At 65.6% G+C, this 14,257-nt stretch carries 15 protein-coding genes and 1 other RNA gene; 9 read left to right on the top strand and 7 right to left on the bottom strand.

What is annotated here, in order from left to right; all coding sequences use genetic code 11:
- Positions 1-115: 115 nt before the first annotated feature.
- Positions 116-271 carry a hypothetical protein gene (locus tag ACZ1A1_RS13920; protein WP_463620382.1) on the top strand — a complete coding sequence of 52 codons (156 nt, stop codon included), beginning with the start codon at positions 116-118 and terminating at the stop codon, positions 269-271.
- A gap of 481 nt (positions 272-752) precedes the next feature.
- On the opposite strand, the gene ACZ1A1_RS13915 is transcribed toward ACZ1A1_RS13920, so the two are convergent.
- The 4 genes from ACZ1A1_RS13915 to tkt all read right to left on the bottom strand — a co-directional run bounded on the left by ACZ1A1_RS13915 (position 753) and on the right by tkt (position 5,596).
- Positions 753-1,952, bottom strand: a complete 1,200-nt coding sequence (locus ACZ1A1_RS13915; RefSeq protein ID WP_463620381.1) for a phosphoglycerate kinase — start codon at positions 1,950-1,952, stop codon at positions 753-755.
- A gap of 15 nt (positions 1,953-1,967) precedes the next feature.
- Positions 1,968-2,531, bottom strand: a complete 564-nt coding sequence (locus ACZ1A1_RS13910; protein WP_463620380.1) for a putative glycolipid-binding domain-containing protein — start codon at positions 2,529-2,531, stop codon at positions 1,968-1,970.
- Between the two features lie 12 nt (positions 2,532-2,543).
- Positions 2,544-3,545, bottom strand: a complete 1,002-nt coding sequence (gene gap / locus ACZ1A1_RS13905; RefSeq protein ID WP_203316037.1) for a type I glyceraldehyde-3-phosphate dehydrogenase — start codon at positions 3,543-3,545, stop codon at positions 2,544-2,546.
- 68 nt (positions 3,546-3,613) lie between these two features.
- Positions 3,614-5,596 carry a transketolase gene (gene tkt / locus ACZ1A1_RS13900; RefSeq protein ID WP_463620379.1) on the bottom strand — a complete coding sequence of 661 codons (1,983 nt, stop codon included), beginning with the start codon at positions 5,594-5,596 and terminating at the stop codon, positions 3,614-3,616.
- A gap of 329 nt (positions 5,597-5,925) precedes the next feature.
- On the opposite strand from tkt, the gene ACZ1A1_RS13895 reads away from it, so the two are divergent.
- The 3 genes from ACZ1A1_RS13895 to ssrS all read left to right on the top strand — a co-directional run bounded on the left by ACZ1A1_RS13895 (position 5,926) and on the right by ssrS (position 6,831).
- The gene (locus ACZ1A1_RS13895) at positions 5,926-6,198 is read left to right on the top strand and encodes a DUF4164 domain-containing protein (protein WP_313196493.1); all 273 of its coding nucleotides are present in this window, start codon (positions 5,926-5,928) and stop codon (positions 6,196-6,198) included.
- Positions 6,199-6,219: 21 nt separating this feature from the next.
- Complete coding sequence (locus ACZ1A1_RS13890; protein ID WP_415212541.1) at positions 6,220-6,591, top strand: cell division protein ZapA; 372 nt, start codon at positions 6,220-6,222, stop codon at positions 6,589-6,591.
- Between the two features lie 81 nt (positions 6,592-6,672).
- Positions 6,673-6,831, top strand: a non-coding RNA gene (gene ssrS, locus ACZ1A1_RS13885) — 6S RNA.
- Positions 6,832-6,981: 150 nt separating this feature from the next.
- Here ssrS and tal read toward each other — a convergent pair.
- Positions 6,982-7,944, bottom strand: a complete 963-nt coding sequence (gene tal / locus ACZ1A1_RS13880; RefSeq protein WP_313196495.1) for a transaldolase — start codon at positions 7,942-7,944, stop codon at positions 6,982-6,984.
- Between the two features lie 298 nt (positions 7,945-8,242).
- Between tal and ACZ1A1_RS13875 the strand changes: the two genes are divergently transcribed.
- From ACZ1A1_RS13875 to ACZ1A1_RS13865, 3 genes are all read left to right on the top strand, one after another.
- Positions 8,243-9,229, top strand: coding sequence for a sugar-binding transcriptional regulator (locus tag ACZ1A1_RS13875; protein ID WP_463620378.1), 987 nt, complete (start codon positions 8,243-8,245; stop codon positions 9,227-9,229).
- 70 nt (positions 9,230-9,299) lie between these two features.
- Positions 9,300-9,884, top strand: coding sequence for a 5-formyltetrahydrofolate cyclo-ligase (locus tag ACZ1A1_RS13870; RefSeq protein WP_119256711.1), 585 nt, complete (start codon positions 9,300-9,302; stop codon positions 9,882-9,884).
- A gap of 9 nt (positions 9,885-9,893) precedes the next feature.
- Positions 9,894-10,718: a TIGR00282 family metallophosphoesterase gene (locus ACZ1A1_RS13865; protein ID WP_313196498.1), complete on the top strand. Its 825-nt coding sequence runs from the start codon at positions 9,894-9,896 to the stop codon at positions 10,716-10,718.
- 9 nt (positions 10,719-10,727) lie between these two features.
- Here ACZ1A1_RS13865 and ACZ1A1_RS13860 read toward each other — a convergent pair whose 3' ends face one another.
- Complete coding sequence (locus ACZ1A1_RS13860; protein WP_313196499.1) at positions 10,728-11,264, bottom strand: pyridoxamine 5'-phosphate oxidase family protein; 537 nt, start codon at positions 11,262-11,264, stop codon at positions 10,728-10,730.
- 141 nt (positions 11,265-11,405) lie between these two features.
- Here ACZ1A1_RS13860 and ACZ1A1_RS13855 point away from each other — a divergent pair, with 141 nt between their 5' ends.
- A complete protein-coding gene (locus ACZ1A1_RS13855) occupies positions 11,406-11,900 on the top strand; it encodes a hypothetical protein (protein ID WP_463620377.1) in 495 nt (164 codons plus the stop codon).
- A 169-nt stretch (positions 11,901-12,069) separates the two neighbouring features.
- Positions 12,070-12,816 carry a YebC/PmpR family DNA-binding transcriptional regulator gene (locus ACZ1A1_RS13850; RefSeq protein WP_313196501.1) on the top strand — a complete coding sequence of 249 codons (747 nt, stop codon included), beginning with the start codon at positions 12,070-12,072 and terminating at the stop codon, positions 12,814-12,816.
- Positions 12,817-13,001: 185 nt separating this feature from the next.
- Here the strand turns inward: ACZ1A1_RS13850 and ACZ1A1_RS13845 are convergent, their stop codons facing one another.
- Positions 13,002-14,003 carry an LLM class flavin-dependent oxidoreductase gene (locus ACZ1A1_RS13845; RefSeq protein WP_463620376.1) on the bottom strand — a complete coding sequence of 334 codons (1,002 nt, stop codon included), beginning with the start codon at positions 14,001-14,003 and terminating at the stop codon, positions 13,002-13,004.
- Positions 14,004-14,257 lie beyond the last annotated feature (254 nt).

Below are 14,257 nucleotides of genomic sequence, written 5' to 3'. Positions count from 1 at the left end.
CGTACCTGCCGGCGAATGCCAGATGCAAAGCTTGCAACCGTGCGATTTTCAGGCCTTGCGCTGATCGCTTGGAAAAGTGTCCGAGGTGTGACAGGAAGGGGCGAGAAAGGCCGCCATGTCGAAAATCCTCCCCGCCCTGCTCCTCGCCGCCATGCTGCTGCACATCATCCGGCCCATCGGCCTGCCGGGGCTGCGGCGGCGCACGGATTTCTGGAAGATCACGGTTTTCGCGATCGGGCTGATGATGCTGACGGTGCTTGTCCGGCCTTAAATTGAGGGCCTGGGGGAGGGCGGCCGTCACATGCGGGACGCCCCCATCCCTCATTGCGCCGACCTGCGACCTTTCCTTCGTCATGGTCGGGCTTGATCCGACCATCCATCCAACGGCACGCCGGCATGTGGATTCTCGGGTAAAGCCCGAGGATGACGTCGAGGGGAGACGAGGGCTTGCGTGAAATTGAGGCTTTACGGGAAGGAGGGCTTGGCCGGAAGGTGCGGAGCATTCACGCGGCCGCCGAATGCAAAAGGGCCACCCGAAGGTGGCCCCCATGAGGTTTGGTCCGGTGCGGACCCGGGTCTTTGGACCCGCAGGAAGGCGGGGTCAGAACGAGGGCTGCCTCGTTTCATTCACCACAATTCCCATGCCCGAAGCCAAGACCGAAATCTCATTAGACATTGGATCACCTTCCTTTCTGTTCGTTGAAGATACAGGAAATGTAAGCGATCCGCGGCCGAGCGCAAGCCCCCGGTCGTTATTTCTGCTGTTTCAGGATGTCGACGCCCGGCAGGGGCTTGCCTTCCATCCATTCCAGGAACGCGCCGCCGGCGGTCGAGACATAGGTGAAATCGTCGGCGACGCCGGCATGGTTGAGGGCGGCCACCGTGTCGCCGCCGCCGGCGACGGAGACGAGCTTGCCGGCCTTGGTCTCAGCGGCTGCGTGCTTTGCGGCGGAGACCGTCGCGGCGTCGAAGGGGGCGATCTCGAAGGCGCCGAGCGGGCCGTTCCAGACGAGCGTCGAAGCGCGCGAGATCCAGGCATTGACGGCCTCGATGGTCTTCGGGCCGACGTCGAGCATCATGGCGTCGGCGGGAATGGCGTTGACGTCGACCACCTCGTTCTCGGCATTGGCCTTGAACTCGCGGGCGACGACGCCGTCTTCCGGCAGCACGATGGCGCAGGTGGCGGTCGCCGCCTCGATCATGATCTGCTTTGCGGTGTCGGCAAGGTCATGCTCGCAGAGCGACTTGCCGACATCGGTGCCGCGGGCGGCCAGGAACGTGTTCGCCATGCCGCCGCCGATGACCAGCGCATCGACCTTCTTCACGAGGTTCATGAGAAGATCGATCTTGGTGGAGACCTTCGCGCCGCCGACGATGGCGACGACCGGACGGGCCGGGTTGCCGAGGCCCTTTTCCAGCGCCTCCAGCTCGGCCTGCATGGTGCGGCCGGCATAGGCGGGCAGGAGATGGGCAAGGCCTTCCGTCGAGGAATGGGCGCGGTGGGCGGCGGAGAAGGCGTCGTTGACGTAGATGTCGCCGTTGGCGGCCAGCGCAGCGGTGAAGTCCGGGTCGTTCTTCTCCTCGCCCTTGTGGAAGCGGGTGTTCTCGAGGAGCAGGATGTCGCCGTTCTGCATGGCGGCGATGGCGGCGACGGCCTTTTCGCCGATGCAGTCGGCGGCGAACTGGACCTTGGTGCCGAGGACGTCGTTCACGGCGGGCAGGATCTGCTCCAGCGACATGTCGGCGACGACCTCACCCTTCGGGCGGCCGAAATGGGCGAGCAGGACGACCTTGGCGCCCTTCTTGGAAAGTTCCCGAATGGTGGGGGCGACGCGCTCGATGCGGGTCGCATCGGTGACCTTGCCGTCCTTGACCGGCACGTTGAGATCGACGCGGACGAGCACGCGCTTGCCGGCGATGTCGGTGAGGTTGTCGAGGGTCTTGAAGGTCATGGGCATTGGCTCCCGTCAGAGTCTTGCGAATAGGGTGGGATAATCGGTTACGAAGCCGTCGGCATCGACCGGAAGCTCCGCGCCGAAGCTGCGATCCGCCGCTTCGTAGAGGTAGCGGCTTGCCGGCGAAAGGCAGGTGTAATGCTGCCCGTCGACGAAGGGCACGAATGTATCGAACGGGACGTACACCATCTTCAGCGTGGTCCTGCCGTGTTCGACGGAAAGTCCCAGCCGCCGGATCGGCAACGTGTTGGTGAAGGGCGATCCGGCAAGATCGATGTCCATGCAGCCGTCAAAGACGGGCAGAGGCGTTCCGTCCTCCCCGCGCCAGCGACCATCGCCATCCGACAGCATCGCGGTGCGCCGGCCGGCCGTATCCTCGACCAGGAAGGCGCGCACGCGCCAGGCGTCATCGAGGTCGATGCGGTAATGGACGCCGAAGGGTCGGTCGCCCTGTTCGCCGATCACGGTGCTTTCGGCCCGAAGGCCGTCGTCGACGGCACGTACGGTCAGGTGCTCCAGCCCCTCACCCTCGAACGGACGCCAGCGGACCGTCTTGAGGGCGAGGGGCGGGAACATTGTCGGCGTTCCTTAGATCAGCTTGCCGAGGGCGACGGCCGTGTCGGACATGCGGTTCGAGAAGCCCCATTCGTTGTCGTACCAGGAGAGGATACGCACGAGATTGCCGTCGAGGACCTTGGTCTGGTCGGCGGCGAAGTTCGACGAGTGGCTGTCGTGGTTGAAGTCGATCGAGACGAGCGGGCCGGTGACGTAGTCGAGGATGCCCTTCAGTTCGCCTTCGGCGGCTGCCTTGATGGCGGCGTTGACTTCCTCGGCCGTGACGTTGCGCTTCGGCACGAACTTCAGGTCGACGACCGAGACGTTCGGGGTCGGCACGCGGATGGCCGAGCCGTCGAGCTTGCCCTTGAGCTGCGGCAGCACGAGGCCGACGGCCTTGGCGGCGCCCGTCGAGGTCGGGATCATGGACAGGGCCGCGGCGCGGGCGCGATAAAGGTCCTTGTGCATGGTGTCGAGGGTCGGCTGGTCACCCGTGTAGGAGTGGACCGTCGTCATGTAGCCCTTCTCGATGCCGAAGGCCTTGTCGAGGACATAGGCGACCGGTGCAAGGCAGTTCGTCGTGCACGAGGCGTTGGAGATGACGAGGTCGTCCTTGGTCAGCGTGTCGTGGTTGACGCCGAAGACGATGGTCTTGTCGGCATTGTCGCACGGGGCCGAGACGATGACGCGCTTGGAGCCATTGGCAAGGTGCGCGGAGGCTTTTTCCTTGGTGGTGAAGAGGCCGGTGCATTCCAGCGCGATGTCGACATCGCCCCAGGGCAGTTCCTTCGGGTCGCGGATGGCGGTGACGCGGATCGGGCCGCGGCCGACGTCGATGGTGTCGCCGGAAACGGTGACGGTGCCGGGGAACTTGCCGTGGACGGAATCGTAGCGGACGAGGTGCGCGTTGGTCTCGACCGGGCCGAGATCGTTGACGGCGACGACTTCGATGTCGGTGCGGCCGGATTCGACGATGGCGCGCAGGACGTTGCGGCCGATGCGGCCAAAGCCGTTGATGGCAACTTTCACAGTCATTTCGGGTTTCTCCCTATGGATAAACGTTTGGCGATGCGAGGCGCGGCCGGGGCCGCGCCCGACGGCGCTCAGGCCAGCTTGGCTTCCGCGGCGGCGACGACGGCCTCCGGCGTGATGCCGAAGTGCTTGTAGAGCTCCTTGTAGGGGCCGGAGGCGCCGAAGGAGGACATGCCGACGAAGATGCCGTCCGAACCGATGAAGTGATCCCAGCCCTGGCGGATGCCGGCTTCGACGGCGATCTTGACCGGCGAGTTGCCGATGACGGCCTGCTGGTAGGCTTCCGGCTGCTCGGCGAAGAGCTCGAAGCAGGGAACCGAGACGACGCGGGTCGAGATGCCCTTGGCCGAAAGGGCCTGCTGGGCCTTCACCGCGATCTCGATTTCCGAGCCGGTGGCGAAGATCGTCACCTGTGCGTCGCTCGCCGAGACGAGGTCGTAGGCGCCGCGGGCGCAGAGGTTCTCTTCCTCATATTCGAGGCGAACCGGCATCAGGTTCTGGCGGGTCAGTGCGATGGCCGACGGACGGTTGTGGCTTTCGAGCGCGAGCTGCCAGCATTCCGCCGTCTCCGTGGCATCGGCCGGGCGGAAGACGAGGAGGTTCGGGATGGCGCGCAGCGCGGCCATGTGCTCGACCGGCTGGTGCGTCGGGCCGTCCTCGCCAAGGCCGATGGAATCGTGCGTCAGGACGTGGATGACGCGGATGCCCATCAGCGCGGCAAGGCGGATCGACGGACGGCAGTAGTCCGAGAAGATCAGGAAGCCGCCGGAATAGGGGATGAGGCCGCCATGCAGCGCCATGCCGTTCATCGCCGCCGCCATGCCGTGCTCGCGCACGCCGTAGTGGATGTAGCGGCCGGAGAAGTCGGTCGGGGTGATCGACTTGGTCTGGCTGGTCTTGGTGTTGTTGGAGCCCGTCAGGTCAGCCGAGCCGCCGATGGTTTCCGGCAGGACGCCGTTGATGACTTCCAGCGCATCTTCCGAAGCCTTGCGGGTGGCCGGGTTGGGCTTCGTCTCGGCGAGCTTCCGCTTGTAGGCGGAGATCGCGGAATCGAGGCTGCCTTCGAGGTCGCCGGCAAAGCGGCGCACGAACTGCGCCTTCTTCTCGGCGTCGGTCTTTTCGAGGCGGGCTTCCCATTCCTTGTGCGCCTTGGTGGAGCGCAGGCCGGCAAGACGCCAGGCGTCGAGCACGTCGGAGGGAACGACGAAGGCTTCCGCTTCCCAGTTCAGCGCCTTGCGGGCGGCGGCGATTTCCTCGGCGCCGAGCGGCGAGCCGTGGACCTTGTGCGTGCCGGCCTTGTTCGGCGCGCCGAAGCCGATGGTCGTCTTGCAGGCGATCATGGTCGGCTTGTCGGACTTGTGCGCTTCCTCGATGGCGGCGGCGATGGCGTCCGGATCGTGGCCGTCGACGGCGATGGTGTTCCACTGGCTGGCGCGGAAGCGGGCGTGCTGGTCGGTCGAGTCGGCAATGGAAATCGGGCCGTCGATCGAGATGTTGTTGTCGTCCCAGAAGACGATCAGCTTGTTGAGCTTCAGGTGGCCGGCGAGCGAGATCGCTTCCTGGCTGATGCCTTCCATGAGGCAGCCGTCACCGGCGAGGACGTAGGTGTAGTGCTCGATGAGGTCGGAGCCGAATTCGTCGCGCAGCTTGCGTTCGGCAAGTGCCATGCCGACGGCGTTGGCAATGCCCTGGCCGAGCGGGCCCGTGGTCGTCTCGATGCCGGCGGCGTGGCCGTATTCCGGGTGGCCGGCGGTGCGGGCGCCGAGCTGGCGGAAGTTCTTGATCTCGTCGATCGTGATGTCCTCGTAGCCCGTCAGATAGAGCAGCGAGTAGAGGAGCATCGAGCCGTGGCCGGCCGATAGGACGAAGCGGTCGCGGTTCGGCCAGGACGGGGTCTTCGGATCGAAGGACAGGAAGCGGGTGAAAAGAACCGTTGCGATGTCTGCTGCGCCCATGGGCAGGCCGGGGTGACCGGAGTTCGCCTTTTCCACGGCATCCATGGAAAGGAAGCGAATTGCGTTCGCCATCCGGTCGTGTTTTTCGCGAGAGATCATGACTGTTCCGTCTTCTTCGGGGTGTCAGGGCCGATGCCGTTCCGGGGTATCGGTTGGAAGCGGGTGACACATAGCAGGTGCACCGTCGGAGTCAACGAATTCGGCGGGTTTTGCGGCACTTGGGCGCTGGTTCCGCGACGTTTTTCAGCAATTGCGAAAGCCTTTGCCGGGCCGTTCGCGCAAGGGGTGCGCAACGCCGATCCACAGCGGCTTTGGCACGCGGATTGCCGCGCTGTTGACGCTCGGGCCCGCAGTTGAATACTGTCACGCCAAGGGAACCGGCGCTGGCGGCGGCGATTCGTATTTTTGAAAGTGCCGGTGAAGGCTTCATGACAAACGGGGAAACAGTCAGGGCGGCGATAGACGAGCTTCGCAGGGCTCTCGCGAACCTCGACAACGCGCTCGACATGCGCTTCGACCGCGAGCGCGATCACGGCGAGGTCGAGGGCGAGGTCCGGCGGGTGAACGCCGACCGCTCGCGGCTCGCCCAGGAGCTCGATCAATCCGAATTCCGCGCGAACCGTCTGGAAGAGGTGAACCGCGAGGTCTCCCGCCGGCTCGTCACGGCGATGGAGACGATCCGGGCCGTGCTCGACCGCTAATCCCAGAAAGAAAGACTGCGCATGGCACAGGTAACCGTACAGATCGATGGCAAGGCCTACCGCATGGCCTGCGAGGAAGGCCAGGAGGGGCATCTCGAAGAGCTTGCCGCCGGCTTCGATCAATATGTCGGCCACCTGAAGAGCCAGTTCGGCGAGATCGGCGACCTGAGGCTGACCGTCATGGCCGGCATCATGGTGATGGACGAGCTCAACGACGTCACCCGGCGCCTCGCCAGGCTGGAAAAGGAAACCGACGAGCTGCGCACGGGCCGCGAGGGCGTGATGAGCGAGGTTTCCCGCAACGAGGAGGCCATCGCCGTCGCCCTCAACGAGCTGACCAGCCAGATCCAGGGCATGGCCGCCAAGCTCACCGGCAAGCCGCCGGCGAACTGATCCGCAACATTTGCGCTCTTCTGCGGATGTGCTCCGGGAATTGCCACTGGCGAAAGCGCCGCTTTCGTCCTATATGTCGAATGCGATCTGCGCTTCCCGACAGGAACCACAATCCCTGGGGCCATACTCGATCCAAAGGGAGCTGTCCCTGACCCGGCCCGTGGGCTTGGTCACACGGTGCCCACCTACGTTTGTAGGCACCCAGGATCGTAAACCTCCATCGGTCGTCGCGGATCGTACCTTGCTGAAATCGCCGGCAGAACGAAAAGGCCGCCCCATGGGGCGGCCTTCGTGTTTTCTTCCGGGCTGTTTGCCCCTCATCCGGCCTGCCGGCCACCTTTCCCTGCAAGCGGGGAGAGGATTAGGGTGAGGGGCAAGGCTGCGAACGCCTTACGCGGCTGCCTTCAGCTGCTTGTCGACCATGGCGCGCAGGCTGCCGAGGTCCTTGGCGAAGGCGCGGATGCCTTCGGAGAGCTTTTCGGTCGCCATGGCGTCCTCGTTCAGCATCCAGCGGAAGGCCTTCTCGTCGATCTTGATCGGCGAGACCTTGGCGGCCTTTTCCGGCGAGAGCTTGCGTTCGAGCGTGCCCGATGCAGCGTCGAGTTCCTCGAGCAAGGCGGGGCTGATCGTCAGGCGGTCGCAGCCGGCCAGCGCTTCGATCTCGCCCGTGTTGCGGAAGGAGGCGCCCATGACGATCGTGCCGATGCCGTTGGACTTGTAGTAGTCGTAGATCGCGCGGACGGACAGGACGCCCGGATCGTCTTCGGCGGTGAAGGTCTTGCCGGAAGCCTTGACGTGCCAGTCGAGGATGCGGCCGACGAAGGGCGAGATGAGGAAGACGCCGGCATCGGCGCAGGCGATAGCCTGGGCCTGGTTGAAGAGCAGCGTCAGGTTGCAGTCGATGCCTTCCTTCTGCAGCACTTCGGCGGCGCGGATGCCTTCCCAGGTGGAGGCGAGCTTGATCAGGATGCGCTCGCGGGAAATGCCGCGCGCGTCATAGGCCTTGATGATCTCGCGGGCCTTGGCGATGGAGGCCTCGGTGTCGAAGGAGAGGTCGGCATCGACTTCGGTGGAGACGCGGCCGGGCACCAGCTCGGCAAGCGCGGCGCCGACCGCGATGGCGAGGCGATCGCCGACGGCGGCGACGACGCCCTCGTGATTGCCGCCCTGCGACCGGCCCCAGCGGATGGCTTCGGCCACCGCGTCGGAAAATGCCGGCGTGCCGAGCGCCTTCAGGACGATGGTGGGATTGGTGGTGCAATCGACCGGCTTCAGGCGGCGGACGGCGTCGATGTCGCCGGTATCTGCCACGACGGTCGTCATCGCGCGGAGTTGTTCAAGCTTGGACGTCATATCCGAATTCCCGAAAGGTTGTTGCTGGGCCTGCCGTCCCCGGTTCCTGCGGGGAAACGTCGAGCCCTCCTCCATGTTCCTCGTGAAGGCGCGCCCGCGGCCGTGCTTCCGTTTCGGCCGCCGGCTTGCCGGCACACACTGGCGACCGGCGGAAAACCGCCAGTCGACATGGGGCGACTATCGACATTTCCCCGGGACAAAGTCAAGCACTTTTGCCCACTCTCGTGAACATATGTCGCATTTTCCGCGCGGTGTGCTAAGGTGCCCACCGGAAACGAACGAGCAAGATGGAGGCGACGTGGCAAGGCTCCGGCGCGACACACACACGGCCTATTCGGAATCGGCGGCGCTGCGCCTGCGGGCCGCCTGGCTCTATTACAACCAGGGCCTCACCCAGAAGGACGTGGCGGAGAAGATCGGCGTCAGCCGTACCACGGTCGTGCGCATGCTCGACGAGGCGCTGAAGCGCTCCGAGGTACAGATCTGGATCAACGAGGGCATTGCCGACTGCGTGGAGCTCGCCGTGCAGCTGGAAAGGGCTTACGGGCTCGACGAGGCCGTTGTCGTGCCGGCGGCCGACAGCGCGGAGGGGACGGCCAAGAGCGTTGGCCTCGCGCTCGGCCAGTTCCTGACGGAGGCTATCCCCGACGACTGCACGGTCGGGGTCGGCTGGGGACGCACGCTGACGGCCTCGCTCGCCAGCTTCCGCCCCGCCCGCCGCGAGCGCGTCAAGGTCGTCTCGCTGCTCGGCGGCGTCGTGGAGGCGCATCACATCAATCCCATCGAATATACCTGGCAGCTTGCCAGCCAGCTCGGGGCGGAGTGCTACCTGTTCCTCGCGCCACTTCTCGTCGATTCGCGCGAGACCAAGCGCAGCCTCATCGAGAAATGCGGCCTCAGGACCCTGTTCGAGCTGGCCGAGAACATGGATATCGCGGTGGTGAGCTGCGGCGATATCGGGCCCGAGGCGAGCTCGCTGTCGCGCGACTTCATCGCCCGGCGTGAGCTGGAGGAGCTGATCGCGGCGGGCTGCGTGTGCGATACGATGTGCAATTTCCTCGATGCGGAGGGGCACACCATCGATCATCCGATCCGCCACCGGGTCATGTCGATCGATCTCGACACGGTGAAGAAGGCGCGCCATATCGTGCTCGTCTCCGGCGGGGCGCACCGGGCGCCGGCCATCCGCGCCACGATCCGCCGCGTCGGCTGCAACACGCTGATCACCGACGAGGGCGCCGCGAAGGCCATGCTGGCGCTGGCGGAAACCTCCGCCGCGGCCTGACCGGATCGTCGGGGATTTGATTGCGGCGGCGCCTGCTGCTAAGCGGGGCGAAATGCAGCGGGAGATATCCGTGACACCGAGGGAAGAGAAGGCGGCCATCCGCAACGAGCGGCTGGCCCTGCGCGACGCGATGACGCCGGAGGCGCGCATCGAGGGCAGCCTTGCCATGGCCGGGCATGCGGGCGACCGCATCGAATTCGATCCGGGCACGGTGATCTCCGGCTTCTGGCCGATCCGCTCGGAGGCCGACATCCGGCCGCTGATGGCGCATCTGCGCACGCGCGGCGCGCGGCTCTGCCTGCCGGTGGTGCTCGACCGTGAGACGATCGTCTTCCGCGAGCTCGTCGTCGGAGCGCCCGTGGTCAAGACCGGCTTCGGCACGACCGGGCCGGGGCCGGAGGCGGCCGTCATCGATCCCGACATCCTCCTCATGCCGCTTTCCGCCTTCGATGCGGCGGGCAACCGCATCGGCTATGGCGCGGGCCACTACGACCGGGCGATCGACCGGCTGAAGGCGAAAGGCCGCACGCCGATGCTGATCGGCATTGCGTTCGACTGCCAGGAAGTGGCATCAGTACCGGCCGAGCCGCACGACGTTCCCCTGGACGCGATCCTCACGGAAAGCGGCTTGCGGATGTTCCAACAGGTTTCATAAGGCAGTTCGATGCGTTTTCTCTTTCTGGGCGACATGGTGGGCAAGACCGGGCGGACGGCCGTCTGGGAGCGCCTGCCGGGCCTGATCGGCGATTTCAAGCTGGATTTCGTCGTCGTCAACGGGGAGAACGCGGCCGGCGGCTTCGGCATTACCGAGGACATTTTCCTGGAGACGATCAATGCCGGGGCTGACGTCGTGACGACCGGCAATCATGTCTGGGACCAGAAGGAGGCCGTGGGCTTTGCCGGCCGGCACGACCAGTTCCTGCGGCCCGCCAACTATCCGGCCGGCACGCCCGGCCGGGGCGCCAACCTCTTCATCGCCCGCAACGGGGCGCGCGTGCTGGTCGCCAACATCATGGGCCGCGTCTTCATGCATCCCGAGCTGGACGATCCCTTCACCGCGGGCGAGGCGATCCTGGCGTCCTGCCCGCTCGGCGAGCAGGCGGACGCCATCATCTTCGATTTTCATGCGGAAGCGACCAGCGAGAAGCAGTGCTTCGGCCATTTCGTCGACGGGCGCGCCAGCGTCGTCGTCGGCACGCATACCCATGTGCCGACGGCCGATTGCCAGATCCTCAACGGCGGCACGGGCTACATGTCGGATGCCGGCATGTGCGGCGACTACGATTCCTCGCTCGGCATGGACAAGGAAGAGCCGCTCAACCGCTTCATCTCCAAGATGCCGCGCGGGCGCTTCGAGGCGGCCTCCGGCCCGGCGACGGTCTGCGGGCTGGCGGTCGAGATATCCGACCGCACCGGCCTTGCCGAGAAGATCGCGCCGCTGCGCCTCGGCGCGCGCCTTGCCGAGACGGTGCCGGATTTCTGGAACTGACCGCCCGCGTCAGATCATGTGACGCAGGTGGTCGGCCGAGCCGCTGCCGAAGGTCACATGCGCCTTCACGCCGACATCCGGCTCGTCGTCCGGGTTGAGGTTCGCCTTGGCGATCTCCCAGCCGAATTTCAGCTTGCTGCCGGTCGAGGCCCAGATTTCGGCGTCCTCGATCTCCAGCGCCAGCATGGTGAGCTGCGGGTCGTGCTTGCCGTGGTCGAACCAGGCTTCGATGACGGAGCTCCAGTATTCGTCGATCTTGACCGGGTCCTTGCGCACGGAAATGCGGCCGGCGATGCAGGCGTGGTAATCGTGGTCCTTGCCGACCACGCAGAAATGCGCGCGGGCGCCGGGCGTGATCGCCTCGACGATCTCCGCATCCGTCTTGGTGAAGAACCAGATGGTCGCGGTCTGGCGGTCGAGCTGCGGCGCCATCGGCTGCATGTGCATGTGGCTGCCCTCGATGCCGAGCATGCCGGCATGGATCCGGTCGATCTCGTCGAAAAGCTGTTCCTTCGGGTGTTCGCGCGCCCGGGTGAGGTTGGACATGGCTGTTCCTCGCAATCGTTGAGGTTGATGCCCGGAAGAACGTGGGGCGGCGGACAATGTTCCGGCGGCGCGTGATCGCACGGCTTGCCGAAGCGGCCGGCGCTTCCTATTCTCTGCGGCTCCAGAGGCCGGAGTTCCTTCATGCGTCTTCTTCTTTCCGTTTCCCTCCTGCTCGTTTCCTCCGCCATCGCGCTTGCCGACGGCGCGCCGATGCCGGGCGGGCCGGCAGCGGAATCCGGCCAGCCGCACGGGGCGGCCAAGCAGCCGGTGGAGAAGGCGCCCGCGCGCTCCCTCGGGGTTGCCGAGGAGTTTTCCATGCCTTCGGGCAATATCGGCTGCGTCTACATTCCCGAGGGCGGCACGGACGTCTACCAGCCGGAGGACGGCGGGCCGGAGCTTTCCTGCGACCGGATCGAGCCGAAATATGTGCGCGCCATTCTCGGCCGCAGCGGCAAGGGCAGGGTGCTTTCCAATGTCGGCGACCAGGGCTGCTGCGGGGCGGAGACGATCCTCGACTATGGCGAGGTCTGGCGCGCCGGCCCCTTCACCTGCCATTCGGAGCGCACGGGGCTGACCTGCGAGCGCGAGGACGGCCATTCCTTCTTCCTCAGCCGCGCCCGCATAAGGGCGGACTGAAACATCCCGTCGCTTTGTTGGCGCGGACTGCTGGACGCGCGGCGACAATGAAATTATAAGGCGGCATTCCAAAAATCGGGGCAGCAAGCCGGCGCGTCACCGCGGTCGTCCTGTCCCGCTCAAAGACCGGCGACCGAAACCAAGGGCGCCAAACCAAGACAGGGGTGCCATGGCTGGCCATTCACAGTTCAAGAATATCATGCACCGCAAGGGTCGGCAGGACGCCGTGCGGTCGAAAATGTTCTCCAAGCTCGCCCGTGAAATCACGGTTGCGGCCAAGACCGGCCTGCCCGACCCGGCGATGAACGCCCGCCTGCGTCTGGCGATCCAGAACGCCAAGGCGCAGTCCATGCCGAAGGACAATATCGAGCGCGCGATCAAGAAGGCCTCCGGCGCCGACAGCGAGAACTACGAGGAAGTCCGCTACGAGGGCTACGGCCCGGGCGGCGTCGCCGTCATCGTCGAGGCGCTGACCGACAACCGCAACCGCACCGCCTCCTCCGTCCGCTCGACCTTCTCCAAGGCCGGTGGCGCATTGGGCGAAACCGGCTCGGTCTCCTTCTCCTTCGACCGCGTCGGCGAGATCACCTACAAGCTTTCCGCCGGCAGCGCCGACGCCGTCATGGATGCCGCCATCGAGGCCGGCGCCGAGGACGTGACGACGGACGAGGACGGCCACACGATCATCTGCGGCTTCGAGGATATCGGCGACGTCTCCAAGGCGCTGGAAGACACGCTCGGCGAAGCCGAGACCGTCAAGGCGATCTGGAAGCCGCAGAACACCGTGCCGGTCGACGAGGAAAAGGCGCAGTCGCTGATGAAGCTCATCGACACGCTGGAAGACGACGACGACGTGCAGAACGTCTATTCGAACTTCGAGGTCTCCGACGAGGTTCTGGCCAAGCTTTCGGCCTGATCGGGGGAGCTGCGACGGCCCCTCATCCCGCTGCCGCGACCTTCTCCCCGCAAGCGGGGCGAAGGCGGCAAACGGCAATGGCTTCCTTCCCACCCGTCGTCGAGTTGGGAAGACGCCGGTACAACGAAACTCCTTCTCCCCGCTTGCGGGGAGAAGGTCGCGGCAGCGGGATGAGGGGCAATCCCTTACTCTGCCTCGGCCAGTTTCCTCTGCGCCCCTGCAAACAACCGCAGCGATTTCACCCGTGCCTCCATGTCGTGGACCGGCATGGAGACGATCAGCTCGTCCGCTTTGGTGAGGGCGAGGAAATCGGCGATCCGGCGTTCGATCTTCTCCGGCCCGCCGACCACCGCATATTGCAGCGTGTGCTCCACCATGATGCGCTCCTGCTCGTTCCAGAAGCCGTCCATGCTGGCGACCGGCGGCGGGAAGGCGCCGGGCGTGCCACGGCGAAGGCGCACGAAGGATTGCTGCATGGAGGTGAAGAGATAATCGGCCTCTTCATCCGTATCGGCCGCCGCGCCCATCACGCCCACCATGACATGCGGCCGGTCGAGATATTGCGACGGCTCGAAGCGCTCGCGGTAGATTTCCAGCGCCGTCAGCAGCATGTCCGGCGCGAAATGCGAGGCGAAGGCGAAGGGCAGGCCGAGCATGCCGGCCAGATGCGCCGAATAATGGCTGGAGCCGAGCAGCCAGACCGGCACGTTGCTGCCCGCGCCCGGCACGGCGATGACCTTCTGGTCGGGCGCGGGCGGTCCCATGAGCTGCATCAGCTCGATGACGTCCTGCGGGAAATTGTTGGCGGCGCTGTCGAGGTTGCGGCGCAGCGCCTGCGCGGTGCGCATGTCCGTGCCCGGCGCGCGGCCGAGGCCGAGGTCGATGCGGTCCGGGAAGAGCGCGGCGAGCGTGCCGAACTGCTCGGCGATGACGAGCGGCGAATGGTTCGGCAGCATGATGCCGCCGGAGCCGACGCGGATTTTCTGCGTGCCCGCCGCGACATGCTGGATGACGAGGGAGGTGGCGGCGCTGGCGATGCCGCGCATGCCGTGGTGCTCGGCGAGCCAGAAGCGCTTGTAGCCGTGCGCCTCGGCCTCCTGCGCCAGACGGCGGGAATTTTCCAGCGACTGGGCGACGGTGCCGCCTTCGATGACCGGGGAAAGGTCGAGGATGGAGAAGGGCACCATGGGAGCGGCCTCTTTGTAAGGGATTTTGATCGCTTCCCCATGTAGGTTCAGTTTTCTCGAATCCAAGCGGGAATCTGGCGGAAGCGTGAAACAGTGCGCCGCCGATGAGATTTGACAATCTTTCTTCCGTCATCCTCGGGCTTGTCCCGAGGATCTACTGACGTTGCAATTTTCGGCGCGTTGGCAGATCCTCGGGACGAGGCCGAGGATGACGACAGTGCGGAACGGGGTTGGCCGGCAAGCGAAGATGGTGC

The organism is Shinella sp. R2-11 (assembly GCF_055330205.1).
Note: the sequence above shows the minus strand (reverse complement) of the source record. Positions and strands in the feature narration are given on the sequence as shown.

Bases quoted from the DNA above. Each gene is read 5' to 3' on its own strand.
- ACZ1A1_RS13850 (WP_313196501.1), top strand. From the start codon at position 12,070: ATGGCTGGCCATTCACAGTTCAAGAATATCATGCACCGCAAGGGTCGG.
- ACZ1A1_RS13895 (WP_313196493.1), top strand. From the start codon at position 5,926: ATGACAAACGGGGAAACAGTCAGGGCGGCGATAGACGAGCTTCGCAGG.
- ACZ1A1_RS13845 (WP_463620376.1), bottom strand. From the start codon at position 14,003: ATGGTGCCCTTCTCCATCCTCGACCTTTCCCCGGTCATCGAAGGCGGC.
- ACZ1A1_RS13865 (WP_313196498.1), top strand. From the start codon at position 9,894: ATGCGTTTTCTCTTTCTGGGCGACATGGTGGGCAAGACCGGGCGGACG.
- ACZ1A1_RS13915 (WP_463620381.1), bottom strand. From the start codon at position 1,952: ATGACCTTCAAGACCCTCGACAACCTCACCGACATCGCCGGCAAGCGC.
- ACZ1A1_RS13910 (WP_463620380.1), bottom strand. From the start codon at position 2,531: ATGTTCCCGCCCCTCGCCCTCAAGACGGTCCGCTGGCGTCCGTTCGAG.
- ACZ1A1_RS13860 (WP_313196499.1), bottom strand. From the start codon at position 11,264: ATGTCCAACCTCACCCGGGCGCGCGAACACCCGAAGGAACAGCTTTTC.
- ACZ1A1_RS13890 (WP_415212541.1), top strand. From the start codon at position 6,220: ATGGCACAGGTAACCGTACAGATCGATGGCAAGGCCTACCGCATGGCC.
- ACZ1A1_RS13855 (WP_463620377.1), top strand. From the start codon at position 11,406: ATGCGTCTTCTTCTTTCCGTTTCCCTCCTGCTCGTTTCCTCCGCCATC.
- ACZ1A1_RS13920 (WP_463620382.1), top strand. From the start codon at position 116: ATGTCGAAAATCCTCCCCGCCCTGCTCCTCGCCGCCATGCTGCTGCAC.
- gap (WP_203316037.1), bottom strand. From the start codon at position 3,545: ATGACTGTGAAAGTTGCCATCAACGGCTTTGGCCGCATCGGCCGCAAC.
- tal (WP_313196495.1), bottom strand. From the start codon at position 7,944: ATGACGTCCAAGCTTGAACAACTCCGCGCGATGACGACCGTCGTGGCA.
- tkt (WP_463620379.1), bottom strand. From the start codon at position 5,596: ATGATCTCTCGCGAAAAACACGACCGGATGGCGAACGCAATTCGCTTC.